This window comes from Nonomuraea sp. MTCD27, assembly GCF_041950495.1.
Taxonomy (GTDB): Bacteria; Actinomycetota; Actinomycetes; order Streptosporangiales; family Streptosporangiaceae; genus Nonomuraea.
Window position 1 is genome coordinate 329,828 of record NZ_JBGNUW010000005.1, and the last position, 9,175, is coordinate 339,002.

12 protein-coding genes are annotated in these 9,175 nt (G+C 71.2%); 4 read left to right on the forward strand and 8 right to left on the reverse strand.

Features of this window, described 5'->3' with window-relative positions; all coding sequences use genetic code 11:
• Positions 1-6: 6 nt before the first annotated feature.
• On the reverse strand, positions 7-297 hold the full coding sequence (locus ACBJ59_RS17345; RefSeq protein WP_375111246.1) for a hypothetical protein: 291 nt from the start codon (positions 295-297) through the stop codon (positions 7-9).
• Between the two features lie 60 nt (positions 298-357).
• On the opposite strand from ACBJ59_RS17345, the gene ACBJ59_RS17350 reads away from it, so the two are divergent.
• On the forward strand, positions 358-1,002 hold the full coding sequence (locus ACBJ59_RS17350) for a TetR/AcrR family transcriptional regulator (RefSeq protein WP_375111247.1): 645 nt from the start codon (positions 358-360) through the stop codon (positions 1,000-1,002).
• Here the strand turns inward: ACBJ59_RS17350 and ACBJ59_RS17355 are convergent.
• Positions 996-1,322 (reverse strand): STAS domain-containing protein, encoded by a 327-nt coding sequence (locus tag ACBJ59_RS17355; RefSeq protein WP_375111248.1) that lies wholly within the window; start codon positions 1,320-1,322, stop codon positions 996-998. The two genes, ACBJ59_RS17350 and ACBJ59_RS17355, sit on opposite strands and share 7 nt — an antisense overlap.
• A gap of 155 nt (positions 1,323-1,477) precedes the next feature.
• On the opposite strand from ACBJ59_RS17355, the gene ACBJ59_RS17360 reads away from it, so the two are divergent.
• Entirely contained in the window at positions 1,478-1,918 is a 441-nt protein-coding gene (locus ACBJ59_RS17360; protein ID WP_375111249.1) for a hypothetical protein, read from the forward strand.
• Positions 1,919-1,931: 13 nt separating this feature from the next.
• Here ACBJ59_RS17360 and ACBJ59_RS17365 read toward each other — a convergent pair whose 3' ends face one another.
• The 4 genes from ACBJ59_RS17365 to ACBJ59_RS17380 are packed head-to-tail and all read right to left on the reverse strand — an operon-like array spanning position 1,932 to position 5,549.
• The gene (locus ACBJ59_RS17365) at positions 1,932-3,152 is read right to left on the reverse strand and encodes an ABC transporter permease (protein ID WP_375111250.1); all 1,221 of its coding nucleotides are present in this window, start codon (positions 3,150-3,152) and stop codon (positions 1,932-1,934) included.
• Positions 3,152-3,877: an ABC transporter ATP-binding protein gene (locus ACBJ59_RS17370; RefSeq protein WP_375111251.1), complete on the reverse strand. Its 726-nt coding sequence runs from the start codon at positions 3,875-3,877 to the stop codon at positions 3,152-3,154. Before ACBJ59_RS17370 ends, ACBJ59_RS17365 begins: the two co-directional genes overlap by 1 nt.
• The gene (locus ACBJ59_RS17375) at positions 3,874-5,019 is read right to left on the reverse strand and encodes an efflux RND transporter periplasmic adaptor subunit (protein WP_375111252.1); all 1,146 of its coding nucleotides are present in this window, start codon (positions 5,017-5,019) and stop codon (positions 3,874-3,876) included. Before ACBJ59_RS17375 ends, ACBJ59_RS17370 begins: the two co-directional genes overlap by 4 nt.
• The gene (locus tag ACBJ59_RS17380) at positions 5,019-5,549 is read right to left on the reverse strand and encodes a hypothetical protein (protein ID WP_375111253.1); all 531 of its coding nucleotides are present in this window, start codon (positions 5,547-5,549) and stop codon (positions 5,019-5,021) included. The genes ACBJ59_RS17375 and ACBJ59_RS17380 overlap by 1 nt, the downstream gene beginning before the upstream one ends.
• Before the next feature lie 163 nt (positions 5,550-5,712).
• Here ACBJ59_RS17380 and ACBJ59_RS17385 point away from each other — a divergent pair, with 163 nt between their 5' ends.
• Together ACBJ59_RS17385 and ACBJ59_RS17390 are read left to right on the forward strand one after the other, a co-directional pair.
• Positions 5,713-6,369 carry a response regulator transcription factor gene (locus ACBJ59_RS17385; protein ID WP_375111254.1) on the forward strand — a complete coding sequence of 219 codons (657 nt, stop codon included), beginning with the start codon at positions 5,713-5,715 and terminating at the stop codon, positions 6,367-6,369.
• On the forward strand, positions 6,366-7,583 hold the full coding sequence (locus tag ACBJ59_RS17390; RefSeq protein WP_375111255.1) for a sensor histidine kinase: 1,218 nt from the start codon (positions 6,366-6,368) through the stop codon (positions 7,581-7,583). The genes ACBJ59_RS17385 and ACBJ59_RS17390 overlap by 4 nt, the downstream gene beginning before the upstream one ends.
• On the opposite strand, the gene ACBJ59_RS17395 is transcribed toward ACBJ59_RS17390, so the two are convergent.
• Entirely contained in the window at positions 7,577-7,723 is a 147-nt protein-coding gene (locus ACBJ59_RS17395) for a hypothetical protein (RefSeq protein WP_375111256.1), read from the reverse strand. The two genes, ACBJ59_RS17390 and ACBJ59_RS17395, sit on opposite strands and share 7 nt — an antisense overlap.
• 50 nt (positions 7,724-7,773) lie before the next feature.
• A complete protein-coding gene (locus ACBJ59_RS17400) occupies positions 7,774-9,117 on the reverse strand; it encodes an MFS transporter (protein ID WP_375111257.1) in 1,344 nt (447 codons plus the stop codon).
• Between the last annotated feature and the right edge of the window lie 58 nt (positions 9,118-9,175).

The following is a 9,175-nucleotide window of genomic DNA, read 5'->3' on the forward strand; positions in this document are numbered from 1 at the left end:
CCCGGCTCATCGCTCGTCGACGATCTCGCCCTCCTGGCTGGTGATGTCCTTGACCAGCGCGAACGCCGGCTCGGTCTCCGGCATGGAGTGCGCGGCCGCGACGGCGGCCTCCAAGGTGGCCTTCGACTCCCAGCGCCAGGAGTCGGTCCACGTGCGGTCGTCGACCCTGACCATCCTGGTCTCGATGAGACCGGGGAGCTTGGCGCGGACCGCGGCGATGAGCGCGGCGCGCCTGGCGAGGAGCAGCTCGGCGTCGGAGGGGTCGGCGGTGTAGCTCATGATGCGGAGGTAGGCCATGACTGGACTCCATCTCTAGAGTTGGCATCTAGTAACGATGACTAGAGTTAAACTCTAGCTATGAGCGATGTCAAGAGGGTCAGCAAGCGCACCCAGAAGGCCCGCGAGACCCGGGCGCGGATCCTGAAGGCGGCCGGGGAGCTGTTCGTCCGCGACGGCTACGGCACCACGAACCTGCAGGACATCGCGGAGCTGGCGGGCGTGGCCGTGCAGACCATCTACTTCGTCTTCGGCAACAAGCGCACGCTGCTGAAGGAGCTGGTGGACGTCACCGTCGCGGGTGACGACGAGCCGGTCGCGACCTTGGACCGGCCCTGGTTCCAGGCGGCCATGGCGACCGGGGACGCCGGGACGCACCTGCGGGCCCACGTGCGCGGCACGCGGCCGGTGCTCGAGCGGGTGGCGCCGATCATCAAGGTGCTGGACACGGCGGTGGCGATGGACCCCGAGGTGTCGGCGCTCTGGCCGCTGGGCACCGATCCGCGCCACGTCGTGCAGAGCACCACGGCCGCCTCGCTGATGGCCAAGCCGGGCGCGCGGCCGGACGTGCCGGTGGAGGTGGCGGCCGACGTGCTGTTCGCACTGCTCAGCCCCGAGCTCTTCCTGCTGCTGGTGGCGGAACGGGGCTGGTCACCCGAGCGGTATGAGGAGTGGGTGTATCGGACGCTGGCCGTCCAGCTCCTCACCGAGCCGGGGGATCAGTGACCCACCCGCAGGCCCGGCGCGTCCGCCCAGCCGGTCACCTCGAGCACGCGGCGCACCGTGCGCGAGACCGGGTCGAGGACGATCTCCCGCTCCGAGGATAATCGCGCGGCAGCGGCGACGATCAGGCGCATCCCCGCCACGTCGATGAACGTCAGGCCGGACAGGTCGAGCCGGATGTCGTTGCTGCCCGCGTTGATCGCCCAGTCGAGGGCGTCGCCGAGCAGGTGGCGGTTGCCGCGGTCGATCTCGCCGGTGATACGCAGGCCGAACGGGTGCGCAACGAGGGTGACGCGTGCCTTGTCGTCAGTTTCGAAGGTCATCCGGCTCCGGTTGGGGGCGCCTGCCGTACACCGTCATGATCTGCCCGCAAAAGACGGCTTTATGCTGAGGCCCGCCGCGGCCACGCGCCGCACACGTTTGTGCCTTTTGTGTGATTTGCCCGTTAGCCGGTGGAGACCTTCGATAAGGTCCGGTCGTGCGCGCCCGCCGTCACGCCTTTTCCGCGGTGCTCTTCTGTGTCGTGGCGGTGACGGCCTGCGCGGCGGCGGCCGAGCCGCCCACCCTCGAAGAGGCCGCCCGGCAGCTCGACACCGACGCCACCAGCCTGCTCAGCGCCGCGGAGCTGCACCTGTCGGCGGTGGAGTCGGTGGCGGACGACGCGTGCGGGCAGGGACGGGCACGGCACTTCTTCCGGGCGGAGAGCGACCTCGTGGACGCCACGGACGGGCTGCTGGAGCGGTTGCAGGCCATGGGCTACCACAAGGTCGTCGACGACCTGGACCTGCGGGATGAGGCCCAGGCCGTGGCGGTGTTGCGCAATCCGCGGACGCGGGTGACGTTCGAGCTGACGGTGCTCTCCGGGGACGAGCCCGGGGTCCAGGTCGTGGGTAGGACGATCTGCTACGCGCCCGGGTAGGCGCGCGTCCTCCCTACGGTGTGGACAGCGCCTCCGTCGGGGACAGGCGCGAGGCGCGGATGGCCGGGTAGAGGCCGGCCACGGCGCCGATGCCCAGGGTCGCGGCCAGGCCGCCGATCGTGGCCCACGCGGGCACGACCGAGGGCCACCCGCTGTAGAACGCGTACCCCATCGTGACCCCCGTCCCGAGCAGGATGCCGCCGAGGCCGCCCATCGCGGACAGCAGCAGCGACTCCGCCAGGAACTGCGTGCGGATCTGGCCCCGGGTCGCACCCAGCGAGCGGCGCAGGCCGATCTCCGCGCGGCGCTCCAGGACCGAGATGACCATCGTGTTGGCCACACCGACCCCGCCCACGAGCAGGGCCACCGCGCCCACGCCCAGGAGCAGGTTGGCGAACGCCTGGCTGGTCGCCTGCTTGGCGGCCAGCGCGTCGGACGGGCGGGAGATGTCCACCTCGTTCGGCGCCTCCGGGTTGGCCGTGCCGGCCAGCACCTGGCGTACCGCCTCCAGCTGGGCCTCGTCCGACCGGGTGTAGAGCGTGGTCGGGTGCCCGTCGAAGTCGAGCTCCTTCTCCGCCACCGGCCAGCCGACCATGACGCCGCTGTCCAGGTCCGTGGCCAGCGCCACGGGCTCCAGGATGCCCACGACCGTGAAGCGGATGCCGCCGACGACGATCTGGGTGTCCGGGCCGGCCGACCCGATGCCGAGCCGCTGGGCGGCGGCCCAGCCGAGCACGGCGGCCGGGAAACGTTCGGTGGCCGCGTTGAGCCACGTCCCGCTGCGCAGGGTCGCGCCCACCGTGGCGGGCAGGTCGAGGCGGGCGGCGTAGGTGTTGATGCCGCCGGTCTGGGCCTCGGGGATCTGCTCCGAGCGGTACACCTTGGCCTCGGCGACCTTCCCGATCGACGAGACCGACTCGACCGGGCCGATCCGCTCGATCATCGCCTCCGCGTCCACCGGCATCTGGGCGGCCTCGCCCATGAGCGTGGTGCCCGACGACACCGTGAGCAGGTTCGTGCCCAGCGCGGAGAGCTGGCGGTCGAGCTCGGCGCCCGAGGAGGACGAGAGCCCGACCACGCCGACCATGGCCGCGATGCCGATGGCGATGCCCAGCGCGGACAGGAACGCCCGCAGCGGGCGCGTACGCAGGCCGACCGCGCCGACCCGCATCACGTCGCGCGGCCGCATCCTGGCCGGCGCCAGCTTCGGCCGCGGCACCTCGATGACCGCCATCACGCCACCCCGGATTCCATGGGTTCGGGCCAGGGCTCCCCGCGGGAGCCGTCGGCGGAGTCGGAGATGATCTCGCCGTCGCGCATCCGTACCTGCCTGGGCAGGCTGGCGGCGATCTCCCGGTCGTGCGTGATGATCACGATGGTGGTGCCGCTCGCGTTCAGCTCGTGCAGCAGCTCCATCACCCCGTTGCCCGAGACCGAGTCCAGGGCGCCGGTGGGCTCGTCGGCCAGGAGCAGCGGCGGGTCGCCCGCGACCGCCCGGGCGATGGCCACGCGCTGCCGCTCGCCGCCGGACAGCTCGTGCGGCTCGTGGTCCAGGCGGTGCTCCAGCCCCACCCGCTTGAGCGCCGCGGCCGCGCGGCGGCGCCGCTCGGCCCTGCTCAGGCCGGTGTAGACGAGGCCGTCGGCCACGTTGTCCAGCGCGGGGACCTTCGCGGCCAGGTGGAAGGACTGGAAGACGAACCCGATCGTGGTCGCCCGCAGCGCCGAGAGCTGGTTGTCGGACAGCTTCGAGACGTCGTACCCGTCGATGTGGATCGATCCGGACGACGGCCGGTCGAGGGTGCCGACCACGTTGAGCATGGTCGACTTCCCCGACCCGGACGGGCCGACGATGGCGATGAGCTCGCCGTGGTCGATCCGCAGCGACACCGACTTCAGCGCCGCCACCCCGCCCGGGTACGTCCTGGACACGTCCGTCAGGGCGATCATGGGGTACGTCATTTCGGTATCCCCACGGTCATGCCCTCGGTGAGCCCGCCCCCGGAGACCTCGACCCGGCCCCCGGCGAACATCCCGGTCTCCACCGCGATGTACCGGGAGGTGCCGCCTTCGACGACCTCCAGGCCGTACCCGCCCTCCTGCAGCGCCACGAGCGCCGCGACCGGCACGGTCAGGACGTTCTTGCGCTGCGAGGCGGTGAACGTCACGTCCACCGAGGCCTTGTCGAGCCCGCGGGCGGACTTGGCGTTCCCGATCGAGACCAGTGCCTCCACCCGCGTCTCCGGCTCGGCGTTCTGGCTCTCGCCCGGGACGATGACCGTGGCCACCTCGGTGATCTTGCCATCGACGCTCTTACCGTCCGGCAGCGTGACCTCGACCTTGGCGCCCTTCTTGGCCATCCGCTGGTCCTCGGCATCGAGCTGCACCGTGATGACCTTGTTCGTGCCCGTGTAGGTCAGGACCTTCTGGCCGGGTTGCGCCGGCTGGCCCTCCTCGCTGTCGAGGCTCTCCACGCGCACCTTGTTCGGGGCGAAGACGACCCGGCCCAGCTCCACCACGCCGGTCTCGTCCAGGCCGCGGTCGTCCTGCCATTCCATGACGGCCTCGGCCGTGTCCCAGGTGAACTCGTCGTCGACCGTGAAGCCGTCGTAGCCGAGCTTGCTGAGGTTGCGCTCCAGGTTCTCGACGTCCTTGCCCTCCAAGCCGTTCTTGAGGTCGCGGTAGGCGGGTGTGTCGCCGTACATGAGCGTGACCGGCTTGTTGTCCACGCGGTACAGCGACTTCCCGCGGCTGATGGTCGCGCCGCTCTCGGGCAGCCAGGTGATCGTGCCCGGCTGCCGGCTCACGGCCGTGGTCACCGGGCCGTAGCCGAGCTCCCCGTCGGCGTCCGTGGTCTCGTTGAGGGTCTGCCTGTTCACCGTGGTGGTGGCCGGGGGGACGGCGCTGGCCGACCGGGTCGGGCCGGCGCCCCCGTCCAGCATGCCCGTGCTGTTCACCGCGACGAACCCGCCTCCCGCGGCGGCCACCACGACGAGGAGCCCGGCCACCAGTTTCCCCCGGCCGCGCCGGCGTCGCGGCCGGGACGGCGCCGTCTCCGGCTCGGCCCGCCCGTCCAGGGTGGTCCCGTCCTTCACTGGGCCCATCAAGAACCTCCCATACCGGCCTCAGCGGACTCCTTCTGGCACTTCTCCTGCGCCGACTTGAAGTCGGGGTCCTCGCCGACCTCGGGGGTGATGCGCATCATGCCGCCCTCGGGGTCGGGGTAGCTCTCGACGCCGTTGTCGCGCATGCACTGGGCGAGCTTGCGCAGGTTCTCGGCCATCTTCGGGTCGCCGCCGCCCTGGCGCGTGCCGCTGGGGGCGTACTGCTTGCACGCCTCCTGGGCCGCCTGGACCTTCTCCTGCGGGGTGTTCTTGTCGAACTTCATCATGAATTTGCCGCTCGAGTCGGGGTCCGGCACATCGATCCCGTTCTCGCGCATGCACTGGGCGAACTTGAGCCCCTTGGCCTGCGGGTCCTCGCTCGGCTTGGCGCTGGCCGCGGCCTGGGTGCCGGTCCCTCCGCTGACCGAGGCCACCCCTGTTCCGCCCCCGGCGTCCGAGCCGCAGCCGGTCAGGGCCAGGGTGAGCGCGAACGGCGCTGTGACCAGGGCACTGAGGATTCGTCCTCGCATGAAAGATCTCCTCCGTCGTACGAACCGTCTGATGAACGTCGTCGAGGGGAGATGCAATAGGGCCCGCTGTTTCCTCAGCGTTTCCGTCGGCGGCTTATTTGCAGCAAATGCCCCCTAGGTCACACTCGGCTCTGTAAGCGGATAGAAGGGCCTGAGGTAAGTCATGCGGGTGCTGGTGGTTGAGGACGAGCCGATGCTCGCCGACGCGATTGCCGAGTGGCTGCGGGAGGAGACCCACGCGGTCGACCTGGCGCACGACGGCGCGGCCGCGCTGGAACGCATCGCGGTGAACGACTATGACGTGGTCGTGCTGGATCGCGACCTGCCGCGCGTGCACGGCGACGAGGTCTGCCGGGAGATGGTGGCCTCCGACTGCGACGCTCGGGTGCTGATGCTCACCGCCGCCGCCCAGCTCGACGACCGGATCACCGGGTTGTCCCTGGGGGCCGACGACTACCTGCCGAAGCCGTTCGCCTTCCCCGAGCTGGCCGCCCGCGTCCTGGCGCTGGGCCGGCGCTCGCGGCCGGCCGTACCGCCCGTGCTGCGGCGGGCCGGGATCACGCTCGACCCGGCGCGCAGGGAGGTCTTCCGGAACGGGCGATTCGTGCCGCTGTCGAAGAAGGAGTTCGCGGTGCTGACCGAGCTGATGCGGGCCGACGGCAACGTCGTCTCGGCCGAGCAGCTCCTGGAGAAGGCGTGGGACGAGCACGCGGACCCGTTCACGGGCGCGGTCCGGCTCACCATACTCAAGCTGCGCCGCAAGCTCGCTGACCCGCCGGTCGTGGAGACCGTGGCGGGAGTGGGGTACCGGATCGCATGAACCTGCTGCCGCCGTTGCCACGCGGGGTGCGGCCCACACTGCGGGTCCGGCTCACCTTCGTGTACGGCGCCCTGTTCTTCCTCGCCGGCCTGACCTTGCTCGCCGTCACGTATCTCCTGTTCAACCAGCAGCTCAACCAGACCTTCGAGGACCGGTTCAAGCCCGAGCCCGGCCGGACCAAGCAACTCTTCCTGATGAAGGACGGCGTCACGGTGTACGGCGACGCCGCCGTCGAGTGGATGCGGCAGCAGGAGCTGGAGCTGCGCAGCGCCGCCATCACCTCACTGCTCGCCCAGGGCGCCATCGCGCTCGTCGTGGTCGGTGGCGGGGCCGTGGCGCTGGGCTGGGTGGTGGCGGGCCGGGTGCTGGCCCCGCTCAACCTGGTCACCGACACCGCGCGCCGGATCGCCGCCGCCCCCATGGCCGAGCGCGGCCTGTCCGAGCGGATCGCGCTGGACGGGCCGGCGGACGAGGTCAAGGACCTGGCCGACACGTTCGACACCATGGTGGAGCGGCTCGACCACTCCTTCGACGGGCAGCGCCGGTTCGTGGCCAACGCCTCGCACGAGCTGCGTACGCCGCTGACGCTGAACCGGGCGCTGGTCGAGCTGGCCATGCACCGGCGTACCGCCTCGGCCGACGTCAAGGAGCTGGGCGAGAGCCTGCTGGAGATCAATACCCGCCACGAGCGCCTCATCAGCGGCCTGCTGCTGCTGGCCAGGTCCGAGCAGGAGATCGCGGACCGGTCGCCGGTGGACCTGGCCGACGTGGTGACGCACGTGGCCGCGCAGATCGCCGGGGACGCCTCCGACGCCAAGGTCATGGTCTACGAGGTCACCGCGCCCGCCCCGACCACCGGGGACGCGCTGCTGCTCGAACGGCTCGTGCACAACCTGGTGGAGAACGGCATCCGGTACAACGTGGACGACGGCAGCGGGTGGGTGCGGGTCGTGAGCCGTACCGTGTCCGGGGGGAAGGTCGAGGTGGAGGTCAGCAACACCGGGCCGGCCGTGCCGCCGTACGACATCCCGCTGCTGTTCAAGCCGTTCCACCGGCAGGCGTCCGACCGCACGGTGACGGGGACGAGCGCCGGGCTGGGGCTGTCGATCGTGCGGTCGGTGGCGATGGCGCACGGCGGGGACGTCCGGGCACGGCCCCGGGAGGGCGGCGGGCTCATCGTCGCCGTCGCCCTGCCCCGCGCCCGGGACTACTGACCGCCGTTCCCGATCAGCCCGCGCAGGGTGTCGTGGACCCGGCCGGCCAGGATCACCCCGCCGAGGTCGTCGGGAACCGTCTGACCGGACAGCAGGAAGGTGCCGTCGGCGGGCCGGCGCTCCAGGAGCACATGCATCATGTCTTTCCTTATATATAGGTGCATATAGAGATGCGCTCACCGCTCCCGCCTCACGACAGGCGCCGAGCCGGGTCGGAGGACGAGCCGGACGCCAGATCGGGACCCGGATCGGGGGCGGTTGGCCGTCGGCGGTGGCCACGGACTCGCCACACCGCCGGCACCAGCAGCACGGCGGCGGTCAGAAGTATGGCGAAGGCGGCACACCCCACCAGGACGGGACGGGTGCCGAGCGCCGCCGCCACCGGACCCGCCAACCCCATGCCGAGCGGCGCGGCCACCAGCGAGCCAACCATCACCACGGACGTCACCCGCGCCACGTACTGTTCCGGCACGTTCTGCTGGACGACGGTGGTCTGCAGCACGTTGTGGACGACAAGCTGCATCCCGGCCGCTGCACCCGCGAGCGCCAGCAACCAGAGGTCGGCGGGCAGCGCGAGCAGCGCCGGGAGCGGCGCCATCAGCAGGAAGAACAGCACGGCCGCCACGATGGGACGCGCGGGCCGCCATCGGGCACCGAGCAGGCCCCCGGCCAGGCCACCGACGGCGTACGCGATGCCGATCGCCGACCAGGCCGGTGCCCCGCCGAGCTCCCGGTCGGCAACGTACGGCCCGAGCACCAGGATCGGGGAGACCACGATCACGTTGGCGAGCGCGACGTGGATGACCCACACCCACAACCACGGGCGCTTCCGCACCTCCACGAGCCCATCCCCGATACTCGCCACCAACCCGCCACCACCGACCCACTGCGACCGCCCGCCTCTGCCCGAGTGCGACCGCTCATCACTGCCCGACTGCGGCCTCTCGCGGGCGGGGACCCGGGGCAGCAGGGCGAGGAACGCCGCGCTCACCAGGAACGTCAGCGCGTCGATCAACACCGCCCACCCGGGCCCGACCAGCGCCACCAGCGCCCCTGCGGCACCCAGCGCCAGGATCGAGGCCGCGCTCCGGGAGATCGAGACCAGCGAGTTGGCCGCCTGCAGGTGCTTCTTGCCGGCCAGCGAGCCGACAAGTCCCACGGCGGCCGGATTGAAGAAGGCCGATCCCGCACCGGCGACGAGTTGCAGGACCACCAGCGTCCAGATCTGCGCCGTGCCGGTGAGCAGCAGCACGGCCGTGACGCCATGTGCCCCGAACCGGACCAGGTCGGCCAGCAGCATGACCGTACGGCGCGCGAAACGGTCGCCCGCCGCGCCGCCCACCAGGGTCAGCACGATGACGGGCAGGCGGGTGCTGAGGACCACGATCCCGAGGTCCACCAGGGATCCGGTGAGGTGCAGGACGGCGAACGCGATGGCGAGCGGGGTTAGTGAGTCACCGAACGCGGAGGCCGTCTGGCCCAGGTAGTAGCGGCGAAAGTCCCGGATCGCCAGTGGCGAGAAGATGGCGCACACCCCTTTCCTTGACGTTTGCCCGCCTGACGGATGACCGTCCTCCGTCGCCACTGGCCGG